Annotated in this window: 14 protein-coding genes, 1 tRNA gene and 3 pseudogenes; 11 read left to right on the top strand and 7 right to left on the bottom strand. The window is 67.6% G+C overall.

Annotation, left to right across the window (positions count from 1 at the left end):
* Positions 1-108 precede the first annotated feature (108 nt).
* Positions 109-817 (bottom strand): annotated as a pseudogene (locus tag ROV95_RS02220) (ferredoxin--NADP reductase).
* 123 nt (positions 818-940) lie between these two features.
* Here ROV95_RS02220 and ROV95_RS02225 point away from each other — a divergent pair.
* The 4 genes and pseudogenes from ROV95_RS02225 (at position 941) to ROV95_RS02240 (ending at position 4,932) form a co-directional block, all read left to right on the top strand.
* A pseudogene (locus ROV95_RS02225) lies at positions 941-1,902 on the top strand (ABC transporter ATP-binding protein).
* Positions 1,899-2,689 (top strand): annotated as a pseudogene (locus tag ROV95_RS02230) (ABC transporter permease). The pseudogenes ROV95_RS02225 and ROV95_RS02230 overlap by 4 nt, the downstream one beginning before the upstream one ends.
* 381 nt (positions 2,690-3,070) lie before the next feature.
* The gene (panE, locus tag ROV95_RS02235; RefSeq protein ID WP_312542649.1) at positions 3,071-4,009 is read left to right on the top strand and encodes a 2-dehydropantoate 2-reductase; all 939 of its coding nucleotides are present in this window, start codon (positions 3,071-3,073) and stop codon (positions 4,007-4,009) included.
* The gene (locus ROV95_RS02240) at positions 4,006-4,932 is read left to right on the top strand and encodes an NAD-dependent epimerase/dehydratase family protein (RefSeq protein ID WP_312542651.1); all 927 of its coding nucleotides are present in this window, start codon (positions 4,006-4,008) and stop codon (positions 4,930-4,932) included. Before panE ends, ROV95_RS02240 begins: the two co-directional genes overlap by 4 nt.
* A 77-nt stretch (positions 4,933-5,009) precedes the next feature.
* Here ROV95_RS02240 and ROV95_RS02245 read toward each other — a convergent pair whose 3' ends face one another.
* Entirely contained in the window at positions 5,010-5,807 is a 798-nt protein-coding gene (locus ROV95_RS02245) for a TatD family hydrolase (protein WP_312542653.1), read from the bottom strand.
* Between the two features lie 66 nt (positions 5,808-5,873).
* Here ROV95_RS02245 and hrpB point away from each other — a divergent pair, with 66 nt between their 5' ends.
* Together hrpB and ROV95_RS02255 are read left to right on the top strand one after the other, a co-directional pair.
* Positions 5,874-8,378, top strand: coding sequence for an ATP-dependent helicase HrpB (gene hrpB, locus ROV95_RS02250; RefSeq protein WP_312542655.1), 2,505 nt, complete (start codon positions 5,874-5,876; stop codon positions 8,376-8,378).
* A 120-nt stretch (positions 8,379-8,498) separates the two neighbouring features.
* Positions 8,499-8,888, top strand: coding sequence for a hypothetical protein (locus tag ROV95_RS02255; RefSeq protein WP_019661686.1), 390 nt, complete (start codon positions 8,499-8,501; stop codon positions 8,886-8,888).
* 90 nt (positions 8,889-8,978) lie between these two features.
* Here ROV95_RS02255 and ROV95_RS02260 read toward each other — a convergent pair whose 3' ends face one another.
* From ROV95_RS02260 to ROV95_RS02270, 3 genes are all read right to left on the bottom strand, one after another.
* The gene (locus tag ROV95_RS02260) at positions 8,979-9,518 is read right to left on the bottom strand and encodes a pseudouridine synthase (RefSeq protein WP_164144069.1); all 540 of its coding nucleotides are present in this window, start codon (positions 9,516-9,518) and stop codon (positions 8,979-8,981) included.
* Positions 9,519-9,625: 107 nt separating this feature from the next.
* Complete coding sequence (locus tag ROV95_RS02265; protein WP_224329425.1) at positions 9,626-9,877, bottom strand: hypothetical protein; 252 nt, start codon at positions 9,875-9,877, stop codon at positions 9,626-9,628.
* A gap of 111 nt (positions 9,878-9,988) precedes the next feature.
* Entirely contained in the window at positions 9,989-10,846 is an 858-nt protein-coding gene (locus ROV95_RS02270; RefSeq protein WP_312542658.1) for a methyltransferase, read from the bottom strand.
* 169 nt (positions 10,847-11,015) lie between these two features.
* Here ROV95_RS02270 and ROV95_RS02275 point away from each other — a divergent pair, with 169 nt between their 5' ends.
* The 4 genes from ROV95_RS02275 (at position 11,016) to ROV95_RS02290 (ending at position 15,451) form a co-directional block, all read left to right on the top strand.
* Entirely contained in the window at positions 11,016-11,972 is a 957-nt protein-coding gene (locus ROV95_RS02275; RefSeq protein ID WP_312542660.1) for an aldo/keto reductase, read from the top strand.
* Between the two features lie 645 nt (positions 11,973-12,617).
* Positions 12,618-12,691, top strand: a tRNA-Gln gene (locus tag ROV95_RS02280).
* Positions 12,692-13,048: 357 nt separating this feature from the next.
* Positions 13,049-14,173: a slipin family protein gene (locus tag ROV95_RS02285; protein ID WP_099561891.1), complete on the top strand. Its 1,125-nt coding sequence runs from the start codon at positions 13,049-13,051 to the stop codon at positions 14,171-14,173.
* A 57-nt stretch (positions 14,174-14,230) separates the two neighbouring features.
* The gene (locus ROV95_RS02290) at positions 14,231-15,451 is read left to right on the top strand and encodes an RtcB family protein (RefSeq protein ID WP_312542666.1); all 1,221 of its coding nucleotides are present in this window, start codon (positions 14,231-14,233) and stop codon (positions 15,449-15,451) included.
* A gap of 109 nt (positions 15,452-15,560) precedes the next feature.
* On the opposite strand, the gene ROV95_RS02295 is transcribed toward ROV95_RS02290, so the two are convergent.
* Complete coding sequence (locus ROV95_RS02295; protein WP_312542668.1) at positions 15,561-16,466, bottom strand: NAD(P)/FAD-dependent oxidoreductase; 906 nt, start codon at positions 16,464-16,466, stop codon at positions 15,561-15,563.
* A complete protein-coding gene (locus tag ROV95_RS02300) occupies positions 16,456-16,911 on the bottom strand; it encodes an Rrf2 family transcriptional regulator (protein ID WP_312542670.1) in 456 nt (151 codons plus the stop codon). The genes ROV95_RS02295 and ROV95_RS02300 overlap by 11 nt, the downstream gene beginning before the upstream one ends.
* Before the next feature lie 182 nt (positions 16,912-17,093).
* On the opposite strand from ROV95_RS02300, the gene ROV95_RS02305 reads away from it, so the two are divergent.
* Entirely contained in the window at positions 17,094-19,214 is a 2,121-nt protein-coding gene (locus tag ROV95_RS02305) for a methyl-accepting chemotaxis protein (RefSeq protein ID WP_312542672.1), read from the top strand.
* Positions 19,215-19,328: the final 114 nt, after the last annotated feature.

A 19,328-nucleotide genomic window follows, 5' to 3' on the forward strand; every position in this document is an offset into this window, starting at 1 on the left:
GGGTACCGGGGGCGGCGTGGGGTCGCCTCCGGTTTCCAGGATTGCCGGCCAGCGGCCGGCACTACCAGGTTCGTGGGGTTGCCGGCCAGCGGCCGGCACCAGCCGGACCTACTTGCTGCTGACGTACTTCTCGCGGCGGATCTGCGGGTTGCCCAGGCCGGCGGCCTTCAGCAGCTCGGCGCAGGCATCGACCATGTCCGGGTTGCCGCACAGGTAGGCGACGTCGGTGGCCGGGTCCGGCGTGAAACCGGCCAGCGCCTGCTGCACGTAGCCGTGCTGTACATCCGGGTGCGGTTCGGCCGGCAATTCGCGCGACAGGCACGGAACATAACGGAAGTTCGCGTGCTTTTCGGCGAAGCTGTAGAAATCTTCGCTGTACAGCAGCTCGCCCGGGCTGCGCGCGCCCTGCAGCAGCACGATCTGCACATCGCGTTCGGCCATGGCCTTTTCCAGCAGCGGCAGCATGGAACGGTACGGGGTAACGCCGGTACCGGTGGCGATCAGCAGGTAACGGGCGTTGTGGTCACCGGGATTCAGGCAGAACCGGCCATAGGGGCCGGACGCACTGATCTGGCCGCCCGGCTCCAGTGCCTCGAACAGGGCCGTGGCAGCACCACCGGGCACGAAACTGACCGCGATATCCACCGCCTCGCCCGGGCCCAGCATGGTCGTGGATGGTCGCCAGCGAGTAGCTGCGCTTGGTTTCGGTGCCGTCGGCGTAGCTGAAATGGACCTGGATGAACTGGCCGGGCTGGAAATCCAGTGGCTGTCCATCATCACGCACGAACTGGTAGTGGCCGACGGTCGGGGCCAGCATGCGGCAGCCGACCAGCTTGAGGGGGAATTGAACAGGCACGACTTTTCGGGACAGTGTGTAGCCGGGGCAAGCCCTCGGGGTCTTCTATAATAGCCCCTCCCCGCCCCTCTCCAGCGCCAGCCCATGGGCGCGAAGGCTTCGAGCTTGGCATCCCAGAACGATACGGCGCCCGCCCTGCGCGTGCGCGACCTGCGCAAGACCTACGACAACGGCACCCAGGCCCTGAAGGGGTTTCCCTGGAAGTGGCCCCGGGCGACTTCTTCGCTCTGTCGGCCCCAACGGGGCCGGCAAGTCGACCCTGATCGGCATCATCAGCTCCCTGGTCAACCTCAGCGAGGGCCAGGTGGAGGTGTTCGGCAGCGACCTGGTGCGCAACCGCAGCGCGACCATGCGCCTGATCGGGCTGGTGCCTCAGGAAATCAACTTCAACCTGTTCGAGAAGCCCTTCGACATCCTGGTGAACTACGCCGGCTTCTATGGCGTGCCGCGCGAGGAAGCCGAGCAGCGTGCCGAAGAGGAACTGAAGCGCGCGCACCTGTGGGAAAAGGCACAGGTGATGAGCCGCACGCTGTCCGGCGGCATGAAGCGCCGGCTGATGATCGCCCGCGCGATGATGACCCGCCCGCGCCTGCTGATCCTGGACGAACCGACCGCCGGCGTGGACATCGAGATCCGCCGCGACATGTGGCGCGTGCTGAAGGAGATCAACGGTGCCGGCACCACGATCATCCTCACCACGCACTACCTGGAAGAGGCCGAGTACCTGTGCCGCCACCTGGCGATCATCAACCATGGCCAGATCGTCGAACAGGGGCCGATGCGCACCCTGCTGGCCAAGCTGGACGTGGAAGGCTTCCTGCTGGACATCGACGGTGACCTGCCGGCGCAGCTGCCGGTGATCGAGGGCGCGACGCTGACCGCCCCGGACCCGCACACGCTGGACATCGATATGCCACGCGCGATGGACCTCAACCGCGTGTTTGCGACGCTCAACGCGTCCGGTATCCGCGTGCGTTCGATGCGTACCAAGAGCAACCGCCTGGAGGTTCGTGCGCCTCACCGGCAACATGGAGAAGCCCGCATGAGCACCACCGAGCTGACCGACGGCCAGCGCAACCGCATCGCGCTGATGACCATCGTGCGCCGCGAAGTCGCCCGCATCATGCGCATCTGGGGCCAGACCCTGGTGCCGCCGGCGATCACCATGACCCTGTACTTCCTCATCTTCGGCAACCTGATCGGGTCGCGCGTGGGTGACATGGGCGGCTACACCTACATGCAGTTCATCGTGCCGGCCTGGTGATGATGAGCGTGATCCAGAACAGCTACGGCAACATCAGCTCCTCGTTTTTCGGCGCCAAATTCGGCCGCCACGTCGAAGAGCTGCTGGTCAGCCCGATGCCGAACTGGGTGATCCTGTGGGGCTATGTGGCTGGCGCGGTGCTGCGCGGCCTGATGGTGGGCGTGATCGTGCTGATCATCGCGATGTTCTTCACCCCGGTGCGCATCCCGCACCCGCTGGTGATGCTGACCACGGTGATCCTGGGCGCGACGATCTTCTCGCTGGCCGGTTTCATCAACGCGGTGTATGCGAAGAAGTTCGATGACGTGGCGATCGTGCCGACCTTCATCCTGACCCCGCTGACCTATCTGGGTGGCGTGTTCTATTCGGTGAAGCTGCTGCCGGGCTGGGCCGAGGCGGCCACGCACGCCAACCCGATCTTCTACATGGTCAACGCGTTCCGCTATGGCCTGTTGGGCAGCAGCGATGTACCGCTGCCGGTGGCCTACGGTCTGATGATCGGTTTCGTGGTGGTGCTGACGGCGCTGGCGCTGTGGCTGCTGCGCCGTGGCGTGGGCATGCGCAGCTGAGTTTTGCCTGCAGGGCCTGCGGCCCTGCACCCGCTGAATCAACGTCAACTTCAACGGCAAAAGCTGACTATCCGGGGGATGGCGGGGGGAGTCCGGTTGCGGGGGACGCCGTGAATCCGTCCATGGAGGCTCGGTCGCGCCATCGATGGCGCTCACGCCCCCGCAACCGGACCCACCCCGCCTTCGACAAATTCCTGCGATCTGCCGGGGAGCCGTTCTGCGCTGCTGTTGGTAGGTGTCGACCTTGGTCGACACGATGGATCCAAGCCATGCGTGGATGAAGCGATCTCTGTAGAGCCAAGCCGATGCTCGGCTCTTTTTTTGCCCGCAATCTCCGGCACAATCGCAGATCTGATTCCCCCAGAAAGCGGTGAACGTGCAATGCGCATCCTGATCCTCGGCGCCGGCGGTACCGGCGGTTACTTCGGTGGTCGCCTGGCCCAGGCCGGCGTGGACGTGACCTTCCTCGTGCGCCCCGCGCGCGCCGCACAGCTGGACCGCGATGGCCTGGTGATCCGCAGCCCGCTCGGCGATGCCAGCTTCCCGGTGCAGCACGTCACCGCCGATGCGCTGCCCGCATTGGCCGCGCAGAAGCCGTTCGACCTGGTCATCCTCAGCTGCAAGGCCTACGACCTCGACAGCTCGATCGACGCCATTGCTCCAGCCGTGGGCGCGAACACCACCGTGCTGCCGATCCTCAACGGCCTGCACCACTACAACGCGCTGGACCTGCGCTTCGGCCGCGACGCCGTGCTCGGCGGCCTGTGCTTCATCAGCGCCACCAAGGCCCCCGACGGTGCGGTGCTGCACCTGGGCAAGCCGGCCAAGCTCACCTTCGGCGAGCGCGATGGCGGCGCGATCTCCGCACGCGTGCGTGCCTTCGCCGCTGCCTGCGCGCAGGCCCATCTTGATCACCTGGCGAGCGAACACATTGGCCAGGAACAGTGGATCAAGTACACCTTCCTGACCGCGCTGGCCGCCGCGACCTGCCTGCTGCGTGCGGATATCGGCACCATCGTCGCCACCGATGATGGCGAGGCGATCGTGCGCGGCCTGTACGACGAGTGCCTGGCCGTGGCCGAAGCTGCCGGTGAGCCGATTCCCGATGCCGCGCAGGACACCGCGCGCGGCACCCTCACCCAGGCCGGCTCTGCATTGAAGGCATCGATGCTGCGGGACCTGGAGGCTGGCCAGCAGGTCGAGGCCGAGCAGATCGTCGGCGACATGCTGGCGCGTGCACGCAAGGCCGATCAGGAAGCCCTGCTGCTGCAGGTCGCCTACAGCAGCCTGCAGGCCTACCAGGCACTGCGCGGCGCGTGAGCATCCCATTGCAGGCCGGCACGCTGCCTGTGCGGGTGCTGATCCTCGGTATGGGCTGGAGCGGATGCGTGCTGGCCCCGCATCTGCAGGCGCGGGGCGTGCACGTCGTCGGCACGGTGCGTAACCCCTCGTCGGCGCCGGACGATGGCCTGCTGCGGCATCAGCTGCACGCTGACTCCCCACCGTCGCCCGCCCTGCTCGATGAGGTCGCGCAGGCCGAGGCCGTGCTGTGCAGCGTGCCGCCAGATGCCGCGGGCGACCCGGCACTGCGCCTGCTGCTGCCGGCTCTGCGGGCCAGCCCGGCACTGCGCTGGGTGGGCTATCTGTCGTCCACGTCGGTGTATGCCGATCGGGCCGGCGGCTGGGTTGACGAGCGCAGCGCAGCCGATGCCACCGAAGCAGCCGGCGTGCAGCGCCTGCGTGCCGAAGCGCAATGGCGTGCGCTTGCAGAGGTACGTGGCATCGCTTCGGCGGTGTTCCGCCTGCCCGGCCTGTACGGGCCGGGGCGCAATGCGTTGCTGCAGCTGTCACAGGGCCGTGCCCGCCATGTGATTCGGCCGGGCCTGGCGTTCAACCGCCTGCACGTAGAGGATCTTGCGGCAGTGATCGTCGCGGCGATGCAGCGACCGGTTGCGCAGGGGATATACCTGCCCAGCGATGACGAGCCGGCACCACCGCAGGATGTGCTGGCCTTCGCCGCGAAGCTGGGCGGGTTTGCGATGCCACCTGCCGTGGCGTGGGACGACCCTGCACTCAGCCCGACGCTACGGCGCTTCTACGAGAGCAACAAGCGCATCGACAGCCGTGGCACGCGTGTGGCGCTGGGGTGGGCACCGCGGTTTCCAACGTATCGGGAAGGGCTGCAGGCGCTGGCCGCTTCGCTCGCCGGGCATGGCCCGGCGCTACCGGACAGCGCTTTGTAGAGCCGAGCCATGCTCGGCTGCTCTTTGCGTCTTTCGCGCTGCGCGCGATAAGCCGAGCATGGGCTCGGCTCTACGGATCAACCGGCGTTGGGCAGGCGGAAGAACGCACGCGTCGCCGCAGTCGCATTGGCCGCCGTCACTGCAACGTCCTCGCCACGGTCACGTGCCAGCTCTTCCACGATGTGCGACAGGAACATCGGCTCGTTGCGCCGGTCCTTCGGCATCGGCTTCAGCGTGCGCGGCAGCAGGTACGGTGCGTCGGTCTCGATCATCAGGCGGTTGGCCGGGATGTTCTTCACCAGTTCGCGCAGGTGCGCGCCACGGCGCTCGTCACACAGCCAGCCGGTGATGCCGATGTACCAGTCCTGGTCCAGGTAAGCGAACAGCTCATCGCGTTCGCCGGTGAAGCAATGCACCACGGCCGGGCCAATGCGGCCTTCGAAGTTCTTCATCTGTGCCATGAAATCGGCATGCGCATCGCGCTGGTGCAGGAACAGCGGCTTGCCATTGTCAGCGGCCAGCTGCAGCTGGCGCTCGAAGGCACGATGCTGGGCCGGGCGCGGCGAGAAGTCACGGAAGTAGTCCAGTCCGCACTCGCCCACCGCCACGACTTCCGGGTGGGCATGCAGCGCGCGCATCTCCGCATCACATTCCTCGGTGTATTCCACCGCGTGGTGCGGGTGCACGCCGGCGGTGGCGTACAGGAAACCCGGGTGCTGCTGCGCCAGCTGCAAGGCCAGCGGCGAGTGCTCGCGGCTGGCACCAGTGATCACCATCTGCACCACGCCGGCCTGGCGCGCGCGGTCCAGCACGGCATCGCGGTCGCGGTCGAAGGAGTCGTGGGTCAGGTTGGCGCCGATATCGATCAGGTGCATGGTCATCGCGGGGGAAAGTGCCCGCGCATTGTACCTGCGCCTGCCCTGGCCCCTTATCCTTTGCACATGAACGCCCCGCTCTTCCCGATTTCCCCGCTGCTGCCGCAGATCCAGCAGCACCTGGCCCTGCAGCCACGGCTGGTGCTGGAAGCCCCGCCCGGCGCCGGCAAGACCACCCAGGTACCACTGGCCCTGCTCGAAGCGCCATGGCTGCAAGGCCGGAAAATCATCCTGCTGGAGCCACGCCGGGTTGCCGCACGCAGCGCTGCACTGTTCATGGCGCGGCAGCTGGGCGAAGAGGTCGGTGGCACGGTCGGCTACCGCATCCGCTTCGAGAACAAGGTCTCGGCGCGCACGCGCATTGAAGTCGTCACCGAAGGCATTCTGACCCGCATGCTGCAGGAGGACCCGATGCTGGAAGAGGTCGGTGCGATCCTGTTCGACGAATTCCACGAGCGCCATCTCAGCGGTGACCTCGGCCTGGCGCTGGCGCTGGACGTGCAGGCGCAGCTGCGCGATGACCTGCGCCTGGTAGTGATGTCGGCCACGCTGGATGGCGAGCGCTTGGCACGCTTCCTCGATGCGCCGCGGCTAAGCAGCGAGGGCCGCAGCTACCCGGTGACGGTCAGCCATTTCCCGGCGCGCCGCGATGAGACGCTGGAACTGCAGGTGCGCCGCGCGGTGCAGCAGGCCCTGGCCGATCACCCCGGTGACCTGCTGGTGTTCCTGCCCGGCCAGCGCGAGATCGCGCGGGTGCAGGCTGGCCTGCAGGAGTCACTCGATGGCAACGTCGAGGTGCTGGCGCTGCATGGCGAGCTGCCGGTGGAACAACAGGCGCGCGTGCTGCAGATGGCCAGCGATGGCCGCCGTCGCGTGGTGCTGGCGACCAACGTGGCCGAGTCGTCGGTGACCCTGCCCGGCGTGCGCGTGGTGATCGACAGCGGCCAGGCGCGCGAACCGCGCTACGACCCCAACAGCGGCTTCACCCGGCTGGACGTGGTGGCCATCGCCCAGGCGTCGGCCGACCAGCGCGCCGGTCGCGCCGGTCGCGTGGCCGAAGGCGTGGCTTGGCGGCTGTGGCCGCAGTCGCAGCGATTGGAGCCGCAGCGCCGCGCCGAGATCGACCAGGTGGAACTGGCCGGACTGGCGCTGGAACTGGCCGCGTGGGGCAGCAGCGACCTGCGCTTCCTCGACCCGCCGCCGGCCGGCCCGATGGGTGCGGCGCGCGAACTGCTGCAACGCCTGGGTGCACTGTCGGACTCGGGCGCGATCACCGCACTCGGGCGCCGTGTACTGGCGCTGGGTACGCACCCGCGGATGGCGGCGATGCTGCTGGCAGCGCCCGATGCCCGCGCGCAGGCGCTGGCCACCGATCTGGCCGCCCTGCTGGAAGCGCGCGACCCGCTGCGCCAGGGCGGTGACGCGCTGGCGAGCCGCTGGCGCGCACTGGCTGCGTTCCGCAATGGCCGCATACCGGGCGATGCCAACCGCAGCGGGCTGGCCGCCATCGATGCCGCCGCCAGGCAGTGGCGTCGCCGCCTGCGCTGCGAAGCCACGCCGCCGGCCAGCATCGAGGCCCATGAGCTGGGCGACCTGCTCGCGCACGCCTTCCCAGACCGGATTGGCGTCCAGCATCCCAGCGATCCATTGCGCTACCTCCTGGCCAATGGCCGCAGCGCGCGCCTGCACGAGCTGAGCGACCTGCGCGGCGAGCCGTGGCTGGTGGCCAGCGAACTGCGCTTCGAAGCGCGCGATGCGTTGTTGCTGCGTGCCGCACCGGTGGATGAAGGCCAGCTGCGCAAGGCATGGCCGGAGCGCTTCGTCACCGAAGACGTGGTGCGCTGGGACAGCGAGCGACGCGCCCTGGTGGCGCTGCGCGAGACCCGTTTCGACCGGATCGTGCTGGACAGCCGCTCGGCCGGCCGGGTCGATCCGCAGCACGCCGCGCAGGCGCTGACCGATGCGGTGGCCGAGCTCGGCCTGCAGGCGCTGCCGTGGACCGAGGGCCTGCGCCAGTGGCAGGCACGGGTGGAATCGCTGCGGCGCTGGATGCCCGAGCTCGGCCTGCCCGACTGCAGCGACGACGCCCTGCTGGCCAATCGCGCGCAGTGGCTGCAGCCCGCGTTCGCCGGCAAGACGCGACTGGATGCGCTGGACGAATCCAGCTTCGGCGAAGCGCTGAAATCGCCACTGGAGTGGCCACAACGGCAGCTGGTCGAGCGTCATGCGCCGACCCGCATCACCGTGCCGTCCGGACTGGAGCGGCCGATCACCTATGCGCTGGACAGCGAGAGCGGCGACCCGCTGCCGCCGGTGCTGGCAGTGAAGCTGCAGGAACTGTTCGGCCTGGCCGATACGCCGCGCATCGCCGATGGCCGCGTGCCGCTGACCCTGCACCTGCTCTCCCCCGGCGGCCGCCCGCTGCAGGTCACCCAGGACCTGCGCAACTTCTGGGAAAGCACCTACGCCGAGGTGAAAAAGGAAATGAAGGGCCGTTACCCGCGCCATCCGTGGCCGGATGACCCGTGGACGGCCACGGCCACGCATCGGGCCAAGCCGCGCGGGACGTAGCCGGACCCTGCCTGATCCTGAATGGCTGCGGTAAAGTCACACCGCGTGCCACCTCGACTGACATACCGTTTACGGGCAACACGCGACACTGGACTTCGACCCGAGGCAAAGGACCCCCGCATGAGCAAGCTGACCGTAATCACCGACCGCGCTCTGGAGCGCGCCCTGGACCTGGCCCACAGCGCCGGCGACGGCCTGAAGAGTGCCGGTGGCAGCCTGCGCCACCTTGGGCCGCAGGCCAGTGACTGGATCAAGACCGGCGCGGCGCTGGGCGCCGTCAAGACCGGTGGCAAGGTGGCCACCAAGTTCGCCCGGCGCAACCCGGCGGTGACCATTGCCGCCGCTGCGGTGGGTGTCGGCCTGCTCGGCTATGCGCTGTACCGCAAGCAGCAGAAGAAGAAGGCCGCCAACGGCCACGTGGTGAATGGCCAGGCGCAGCGCATCAATGCGCGTGACCGCCGCAACGACACCGTGGTGGACGAGCACAGCGATATCGGCAGCGACGCCTGAGTCTGCCGGGGTCGGCTTCCTTCCGCAGGAACTGAGCCCATCAGCCCGCTATGAGGGCCGGATACCGTAGGGTATCCGGCCCTTCCTGTTTCAGCCGATCTGCCGCCACTGCCCCGGCTGCAGGTCGTCCAGGCGGTAGGGTCCCATCGACACGCGGACCAGCCGCAGCGTCGGCAGGTTCACCGCCGCGGTCATCCGCCGCACCTGGCGGTTGCGGCCCTCGCGGATCGTGATCGCCAGCCAACTGTCGGGCACGGTCTTGCGGAAGCGCACCGGCGGATCGCGTGTCCACAGCGACGGCGACGGATCGAGGCGCTCGATCTTCGCCGGCAGGGTCGGTCCGTCATTCAGCTCCACCCCATCGCGCAGCCGTTGCAGCTGCTCATCGCTGGGGGTGCCTTCCACCTGCACCCAGTAGGTCTTGTCGGCCTTATGCCTGGGGTCGGTCAGCTTGTGCGCCAGCGTACCGTTATCCGTCAGCAGCAGCAGGCCTTCGCTGTCATGGTCCAGGCGACCGGCGGCATACACGCGCGGCGGCAGGCCGAACCCGGCCAGCGTCGGCCGCGGCGGTACGCTGCGGTCGGTGAACTGGCAGAGCACGTTGAAGGGCTTGTTGAAGGCGATCAGCATTGCGGGCACGACGGGCGGCAGGTGCAGCATTGTCCCATGCCGCGCAACCTCGGCCGAGCGCGGCCCCGGTGCTGCCGGGCATCACGCCGGCCGAGGCTGCGGCGCGATCAACCGAAGACCTTCCACTCCAGCAGGAAAGAGCCCAGCACCAGTGCGATGCCGCACGCCGCGATGACATTGGCCCGGCGCCGCAGGCGAACCGGCGGCGGATTCATGGCACGCGCACGCTCCTCCAGCAGCGCACCGGCAAACAGCACGGCAAACCCCACGGTCGCCACCAGGTCGTAGGCATGGCCACCGTAGAACACGAAGTCAATCAGCCGCGCCAACACCAGCACTGCAACAGCGATATAGAACACCTTCTTCAACTGTCCACTCCATTGGCAGCAGGGCCGGGCCACGCCCGGCGGATACACGTTACGTCCATTGTGACGCCGCAGCGCTCACCGGGCGCAGCCCGGCGCCGCCCGCTACGGCTTGATGAAGCGCAGGGTCATGCGGTCGCTTTCGCCGATCGCCTGGTACTTCGCATCGTCGGCCTTGTCGTGCTGGTTGGTCGGCGGCAGCGTCCACACGCCGTTCGGGTGGTCCTTGGTGTCGCGCGGGTTGGCGTTGACCTCGCTGCGAGCATCCAGCTTGAAACCGGCGGCCTCGGCCATCGCGATCACCTGCTGCTGGCCGACATAGCCGGTGTCATCGTCGTCGGCTACGTCGGCCTTGGCACGATGCTCGACCACGCCCAGCACGCCGCCCGGCTTGAGCACGTTGAAGAAGCCCTGGAACATGCCCTGCGCCTGGCCGGCCTTGCGCCAGTTGTGCACGTTGCGGAAGGTCAGCACCACGTCGGCTGAATTGGCCGGGCCGAACACCGGCTTGGACGGATCGTAGGCGACCACGGCAGTCTTGCCGAACTGTGCCGGCGCACCGGCGTACTTCTTCTCCAGGCTGTCGCGGCTGCGCTGCTGGTAGTCACGGCCGCGGCCTTCGGGCACCGCCATCGGGTCGACCACGGCGGCAACGTAGTGGCCCTTGTCATGCAGCAGCGGCGCCACGATCTCCGAGTACCAGCCGTTGCCGGGGGTGATCTCGATGACGGTCTTTTCCGGCGTCACCTTGAAGAACGACAGCGTCTGCGCCGGATGACGGAAGCCATCGCGCTTGACGTTGTTGGCATCACGGGTCGACGCCTTCACCGCCGCATCGATGGCCGGCGACACCTCGATCTTCGCCGGCGCGACCGTGGCCGGTGCGGCGAACGCGGGAACAGCAGCAAGCAGGGCCGAAGCAAGCAGCAGTCGGCAACCACGCAGGGACGAAGCAGGCATCATCGGAGTGACTCCAGCGGAAGATGCGGCGAGACTAGCAGCCGCGGCGTCCCAGGTGTTCACAAAACGTTAGCGGCGTGCGCGGCGCGGAACACTGTTTTGTGGTCACCGCCGCAGCACGGTCACACTACGCGTTCTATTCTGGAGCACTTCCCCCAAGGAGTCCGTGCCCATGACGGCAACCCGCGAACTGGGCCGTTCCGGCCTGCATGTACGTCCGCTCGCCTTCGGTGGCAACGTGTTCGGCTGGAGCGCCGATGAGAAGGCCAGCTTCGCCCTGCTCGATGCCTTCGTCGACGCCGGCTTCAACCTGGTCGACACCGCCGATGTGTATTCGGCCTGGGTGCCGGGCAACGCCGGCGGCGAATCGGAAACGCTGATCGGCAAGTGGTTCGCGCGCAGCGGCAAGCGCGACAAGGTGGTGCTGGCGACCAAGGTGGCCAAGTGGGCCGAACGCCCCGGCCTGACCCCGGACAACATCACTGCGGCGGTCGAGGATTCGCTGCGCCGCCTGCAGACCGACGTGATCGATCTGTACCAGGCCCACGAGGATGACGAGTCGACGCCGCTGGAAGCGACCCTGGCTGCGTTCGGCCGGTTGATCGAAGCTGGCAAGGTGCGTGCGATCGGTGCTTCCAACTACAGCGCCACGCGCCTGGCCGATGCGCTGAAGGTGTCCACCGACTACAGGCTGCCGCGTTACGAAACGCTGCAGCCGGAGTACAACCTGTATGACCGCGCCGGCTACGAAAAGGAACTGGAACCGCTGGTGCAGCGCGAACAGATCGGCGTGATCGGCTACTACGCGCTGGCCAGCGGCTTCCTCAGCGGCAAGTACCGCACGCCGGCCGATGCAGCCAAGAGCCCGGCGCGTGGCGAGAACGTGGTGAGGCGCTATCTGAATCCGCGCGGCCTGCGCATCCTGCAGGCACTGGATGACGTGGCCAGCAAGCACAGCGCAAGCGCTGCACAGATCGCACTGGCATGGCAGATCGCGCGGCCGTCGGTCACCGCACCGATCGTCAGCGCCACGAGTGTCGAGCAGCTGCACGATCTGCTGGCGGCGGCAAACGTGTCGCTGAGCGTGCAGGATATCGCGCAGCTGGATGCCGCCAGCGCGGAAGCCTGAGTTGTAGTGCCGGCCGCTGGCCGGCATTGCACAACAGCGAAGAAAATAATTGAACAAAATGGTTGCGCGCGACTAAATCGTGGTTTATCGTGCGCACCTCGTTTCAACAACCACTGGAAACTTCCCTTGAACGCGCATTCCGTCGCCACCGCCAAACTGCTGCCATGCCTGCGCATGGACGTGCTGGCGCGCGCATTCGGCAAGGAAGACCAGCTGACAACGGCCTGATATCCGCCCTGCGGAGATCGGCCACCCCGATCTCCGAGGCCTGACGACGCCCTCGGAACGCAAGTCCCGGGGGCGTTTTCGTTTGCGTCGGCACAAGGACCCGCGATGCCAGAACTGCACCCCGCGCGGCAACCCGCCGCTCACTGACCCAGGCTTTTCCCGCCCCGCCGAAGGATTTACTTCGCGCGACCGGCAACGCCTGGACATTATCTGCATCGCACCCAAACATTATCGCTCGCCGATAATGTCGGTGGCCTGCACCCTCGATTCTCCAACGGTCCCGTTTCCACCACGGGCTGGTGCGCGCGGCGTTGCCGTGGCGTATGCCGGAGGTCGCGGACATGCCATCGCCTGGATCGCCTGCTGGAGGCAGGCGCCGGTTCGCCGGTACGCGGTTCGATTCCGCGCGGTCCCCAACTGGATAGCTCAGCTTGGTCAGAGCAACGGATCCTGATTCCGTCTGTCGTGGGTTCGATTCCCACTCCAAACCACATGACCTGTCACGTCATGACTTGAAGCAACACCCGGGGCGCAAGCCCCAGCGGCCATCGTCGCCATCCACGGACATCGCCTTCGGGCAGGAACGTGGACGGCAACGGACCGCACGCCGGGCCCCGGCCCGCCGCCACTGCCAGCCACGCTCCGCCCCGGTGCTGCCTGCCGGGAACGACGATGGCAGCACTGCCGGTGCACCGAAGGCTCCGCGCGCGGACCGTCCGCCGATGGCCGCCCTCTTCCGCTGCCTGCACGCGGTGTGCAGGCGGCCGCGCCACGACCTGATCGACCCGGGTCATGGCGATTCATACGCAACGGGTCGAACCACCAGAGCCATACAAGGAGACACTCCCATGTTCTGGACCATCAAGGTCGTGATCGGCGACGGCGAGCGCGGCCTGGTGTATCGCAACCGTCGTTTCCAGCAGATCCTGCTGCCGGGTGTGCACCGCCTGTCGCCGTTCGGCGGCCGCCCACACGTGGACATCCACACCGCATCGAAGGGCGCGGCCTATACCGGCAGCGACCAGGACAGCCTGATCGAAGCGCTGGGCGCACAGCTGGACATCCACTTCGTGCTGGCCAATGTTGGCGCCAGCGAGGTCGGCCTGTTGCTGCGCAATGGCCGCATCGATGAAGTGCTGCCGCCGGGCAGCCGTCGCCTGTACTGGCGCGGTTCGGTCGACACCCAGGTGCGCGTGATGGCGCTGGGTGACGAGCCGCGCATTCCGGTGGACGTGCAGCAGCGCCTGGGCCAGCTGGGCGTGCTGCCGCGTGTGGCGGTGATCAGCACCGTGCCGAGCGAGTCGGTGGGCCTGCTGTTCATCGATGGCACGCTGCGGCAGACGCTGGACGCCGGCCTGCACGCGTTCTGGAACTTCAACGGCAACGTGTCGGTGGAGCGTGTGGAACTGCGTGCACGTTCACTGGACGTGTCCGGCCAGGAGCTGCTCAGCCGCGACAAGGTGACCCTGCGGGTGAACCTGGCCGCGACCGTGCAGGTGGTCGACCCGGTGCGTGCACACCGCACGCTCAGCAATGCCGATGAGTTCATCTATCGGCAGCTGCAGTTCGGCCTGCGCCAGGCGATCGCCGCACGCAGCCTGGACGAGCTGCTGGGCGACAAGGCGGCACTGGACGGCGAGATCGCTGCCCATGTGCAGGCGGCGATCGAGGGCCATGGCGTGCGGCTGCTCGGTGTGGGCATCAAGGACGTGATCCTGCCGGGCGAGATGAAGGAGATCCTCAACGGCGTGGTGCTTGCCGAGAAGCAGGCCCAGGCCAGCGTGATCCGTCGCCGCGAGGAGGCCAACGCCACGCGTTCGCAGCTCAACACCGCAAAGCTGATCGAGGACAACCCGGTGCTGATGCGCTTGAAGGAGCTGGAAGCGCTGGAGAAGGTCACCGAGAAGATCGACAAGTTCACCGTGTTCGGCGGCCTGGATGGCGTGCTGAAGCAGCTGGTGACGATCAGGTAGGGGGTAGCGGCGGCGCAGGGACGCGCCGCCGGCCCATCAAGGACATTCAACAAGACAATGGACACGCAACAGAACTATCAATGGCTGCACGCCGAGGGCACCACGCCGATCAAGGGCTGGATCAACGGTGTGCCGCTGGAGGCACAGGCCCACGAGCAGCTGCGCAACATCGCCGCGATCCCGTTCGTCGGGCCGTGGGTGGCGGTGATGCCGGACGTGCACCTGGGCAAGGGCGCGACCGTGGGCTCGGTGATTCCGACCCGTGGCGCGATCATTCCGGCCGCGGTCGGCGTCGACATCGGCTGCGGCATGGCGGCGGTGCGTACCACGCTGCGCGCCAACGACCTGCCCGATGACCTGCGGCAACTGCGCAACAGCATCGAGCGCAGCATCCCAGTCGGCAACGGGCGCGGCGGCGAGCATCGCCGCATGCCCGACAGCATCCACACCCGGTTGGTGCAGTCCGGGCTGGCCGACGGCCTGGAGAAGATCAAGGACAAGCACCGCAGGATCCGCACCGATAAGCTGGACCGCCAGCTGGGTACGCTGGGCGGCGGCAACCACTTCATCGAACTGTGCCTGGACGAGACGGATACGGTGTGGGTGATGCTGCACAGCGGCTCGCGCGGCACCGGCAACCTGATCGGTACCTACTTCATCGAGAAGGCGCGCGAGGAACTGGCCCGGCGCGTGCTGGGCTTCCACCTGCCGGACAAGGACCTGGCGTTCTTCATGGAAGGCGAGCCGCTGTTCGATGACTACGTCGAAGCCGTGTCGTGGGCGCAGGACTACGCCCGGCAGAACCGCGAGGCGATGATGTCGCGCGTGCTGGCCGAGATGCGCCACCGGCTGCCGAAGTTCCAGCTGGCGGCAATGGCGGTGAACTGCCACCACAACTATGTACAGAAGGAAACGCACCACGGGCAGGAGCTGCTGGTGACCCGGAAGGGGGCCGTCAGCGCTCGCGAGGGGGAGCTGGGCATCATTCCCGGCAGCATGGGCACGCGCAGCTACATCGTGCGTGGCAAAGGCAACGCGGACAGCTTCCACAGCTGCAGCCACGGTGCCGGCCGGGTGATGAGCCGTGGCGCCGCGCGCCAGCAGATCACGCTGGCCCAGCATCGCGAGGCCACCGCGCACGTGGAATGCCGCAAGGACAGCGGCGTGCTGGACGAGTCACCGGCCGCGTACAAGTCGATCGACGATGTGATGGCCGCGCAGCTGGACCTGGTCGACGTGGTGCACACCCTGCGCCAGGTGTTGTGCGTGAAGGGGTAACGGAGCGGTGCCGGCCAAGGCCGGCACCCACCGCACCCGATTGCAGTAGATCCACGCCATGCGTGGATGGAACAGCGCCGACCAAGGTCGGCCTCTACCTGTGCAACGTTCAGCGCGCGATGCTGTCTTCGGCCACCAGCGCGTGGTGCACGCCGATGCCCGCGCGCACGCCTTCGGCCATGGCCAGGGTGATGTTGCCGACCGTCGTCGCATCGCCTGCGGCATACACGTTCGGCACCGAGGTCTGCTTCATCGCATCGACCTCGATCAGCACGCCCAGCGGGCTCTCGACCAACGTGCAGCCCAGCTGCTGCACCAATGGCGTGGCCATCGCCTGGGTGGCCGGCACGAACAACGCACGCTGGGCGATTCGGCGGCCGTCGGCCAGCTCCACTTCCAGCCAGGTCGGCTGGTCGCCCTGCACGCCCAGCACGGGTGACGTCTCGATCTGCACGCCGCGCTGCTGCATGGCGGCGCGTTCCTCATCCGTGATGTCCAGTCCCATGCTGAAGAACGTGACATTGCCCCAGTCGGCGAACAGCGGCGCCTTGCTGGCGGACATCGGATGACCGCCAAGCAGGCCAATGGCACCACCACCCACTTCATAGCCATGACAGTACGGGCAGTGCAGCACGGTGCTGCCCCAGCGCTCGGCGAGGCCCGGCAACGCCGGCAACTGGTCGGCGATGCCGCTGGCGAGCAGCAGCTTGCGCGCGGCCAGCACCTGGCCATCGGCGGTACGCACTTCCACGCCTTCGGCGCGGGCGGTGGCCTGCACGACTTCGGCATGCACCCAACGCACCGTGGGGTAGTCCAGCAGCTGCTGGCGCGCCGTCTTCAGCAGCTCGGCGCCACTGATGCCATCCAGCCCGAGCACCCCGTGCGAATGACTGGCGAAACGGTTGCGCGGCGAACCTGCGTCGATGACGGTGACCGGGCGACGGGCACGGGCCAGGATCAGGCCGGCGGCAATGCCGGCATAGCTGCCGCCGACGATGAGCACATCAGGATTCATGGTGACCTTCCAGGGAACGGTGATGGGCGAGATGGCGGGCGAAGTCGGCGCCAAGCTGGTCCAGCGTGGTCGCCTGCAGCCGCGCTTCGAGCAGGCGCTGCGCTTCGCGCGCCCCATCGAGCAAGGCGCTGTTGACCAGCCGCTGGATCGGGCAGCCACCGCCGGAGTCGCGTGCGCTGACCTGGACCAGCGGTGGTGCGCCCACCGCCAGGTAGATGTCATGCAGGGTGATCGCCGCGGCGTCGCGTGCCAGCAGGCTGCCGCCGCCGTGGCCGCGGGTGCTGCGTACCAGGCCGACCTTGTGCAGCTGCGCTAGCAGGCGGCGGATCACCACCGGATGGGTCGGCAGGCAGGACGCCAGCTGCTCGGACGTGCGCGGGGCAGCATGGCCGACCAGGTGCGCCATCACATGCAGGGCGTCGGACAGTGGATTCGCTGATTTCATGTAACAACGATAGTTACATTTAAATTCTCTGTCGAGGGTCTTCTTTCGTTCCATATGGACACATTTGTCCTATGAGACATCCCCTTCACATCACTAAACGAAACGGTAATGCGATGAGCGTCGCACTTCAGACGCATGGGGACAGGTCGATACCGCATTGCCCCTTCCCGAGAGTCCCTTCCATGAAAGCGTCTGTCCGTGCTCCGCGCCTGCAGTCCAAGCTGCTCGGCGCGGTTTCCGTTGGTCTGGCCGTGGTCCTGCTGTGCGCATTGGCGGGCCTAGCCTCCGCCTGGTTGAAGCTGTCCACCGAGGTTCCACCCGAAGTCGCGCACAGCCGCGACGCCGAACGCCTGCAGCGCGAGTTCCGCGGCCAGGTGCAGGAATGGAAGAACGTGCTGCTGCGCGGCCACGACGACGCGCTGCGCCAGCGCCATCTGGACGCCTTTGACAGCGAGGGCCGCCTGGTCGAGCAGCTGGCCAGGGGCCTCGTAGCCAGCCCGGACATACGCACGCGCGAACTGGCACAGTCCTTCATCGGCCTGCACACGCAGCTGCAGAAGGACTACCACGCCGCCCTGCAGGCGTTTGCGGAAGCCGGCTACGATCCCGCCGCCGGCGACAATCTGGTGCGTGGCAAGGACCGCCCGGTGGCGACCGCACTGGATGCGCTGAGCACGCATGCCACGCAGGTGGCCGAAGCAACCGTAGCGGCGCGGTCGCAGCAGGCCCGGCAGACCCTGCTGCTGTGCGCGGCGCTGACCGTGCTGGCCGCCGTGTTGCTGCTGATGGGCCTGGCCTGGTGGCTGCGGCGCGCGGTGGTGCAGCCGGTGCTGGCGGTGGAAGCCGCTGCGCGTGCCGTGGCCGCCGGTGATCTGCAGCACGTGGTGCAGGTGCGCAGCCGCGACGAGATCGGTCGCCTCGCGCAGGCGATGCAGGCGGTGCAGTCCACGCTGCGCGGCGTACTGGACGCACAGGCGACGATGGCGCAGGCGCATGACGCCGGCACCATCAGCCATCGCATGGAGGCCAGTGCGTTCCCGGGCGCGTTCGGCACCATGGTGGCCGACTGCAACACGCTGGTTGACGCGCACATCCAGGTGAAGATGCGCGCGATCTCGATCATGGGCCGCTATGCCGTCGGTGACCTCAGCCAGGACATGGAACGCCTGCCCGGCGAAAAGGCCGTGATCACCAACGCATTGGATACGGCCAAGGCCAATCTCGGCATGATCAACGGCGAGATCCGCCGCCTGGCCGAAGCCGCCGCCGCCGGTGACTTCAGCCAGCGCGGCGACAGCGCACGCTTCGAGCATGATTTCCGCGCAATGGTCGACGGCTTGAACCGATTGATGCAGACCACTGAACTGAACCTCGGCGAGGTCTCCAGCATGCTGCGCGCGATTGCCGATGGCCGCCTCGGCGCGCGCATGCACGGTGATTTCCAGGGCGTGTTCGCGCGTATCGCCGGCGACGCCAACACCACCGCTACGCAGCTGGCAACCATCGTCACCGACATCAAGCACGCCTCCGGCAACATCCACACGGCGGCGGCGGAGATCGCCGCCGGCAACAACGATCTGTCGCGCCGTACCGAACAGCAGGCCGCCAACCTGGAAGAGACGGCGGCATCGATGGAGGAACTGACCTCCACCGTGCGCCAGAACGCCGAGCATGCGCGCCAGGCGAACCAGCTGGCGATCGGCGCGCACACCGTTGCCTCTCACGGCGGCAGCGTGGTCGGCCAGGTGGTGACGACGATGGGCGCGATCGAAACCTCGTCGCGGCAGATCGCCGAGATCATCAGCGTGATCGACGGCATCGCCTTCCAGACCAACATCCTGGCGCTGAACGCCGCGGTGGAAGCGGCACGCGCCGGCGAGCAGGGCCGCGGCTTCGCGGTGGTTGCCAGCGAAGTGCGCACCCTGGCACAGCGTTCGGCGGCAGCCGCGAAGGAGATCAAGGCGTTGATCGAAGCGTCGGTGGAACAGGTCGGCCACGGTGCACGGCGCGTGCGCGAGGCCGGTGACACCATGGCCGAGATCGTGGCGTCGGTGCAGCGCGTCACTGACATCATGGCCGAGATCTCCGCCGCCTCGCAGGAGCAGAGCGCGGGCATCGAACAGGTCAGCCAGACCGTGATCCAGATGGACGGCACCACCCAGCAGAATGCCGCGTTGGTGGAGGAAGCCAGCGCCGCCGCACGCAGCCTGGAACAGCAGGCGAACCGGTTGATCGACGCGGTGGATGTGTTCGACCTGTCGACCACCGCCGCAGCGAAGGACGCGCTGATGCGCGCGGCCTGATTGATCCGGTTGCTGGCCGGCGGCCGGCACTACCGTGGAGCGCAGACAGGGGGAGTGCCGGCCGCTGGCCGGCAGCTCCCAACGCTGCATGGGTGGCGGCATGAACAGTGCGGA

The organism is Stenotrophomonas maltophilia group sp. msm1, assembly GCF_032025805.1.
In the GTDB taxonomy this organism is placed as follows: Bacteria; Pseudomonadota; Gammaproteobacteria; order Xanthomonadales; family Xanthomonadaceae; genus Stenotrophomonas; species Stenotrophomonas hibiscicola.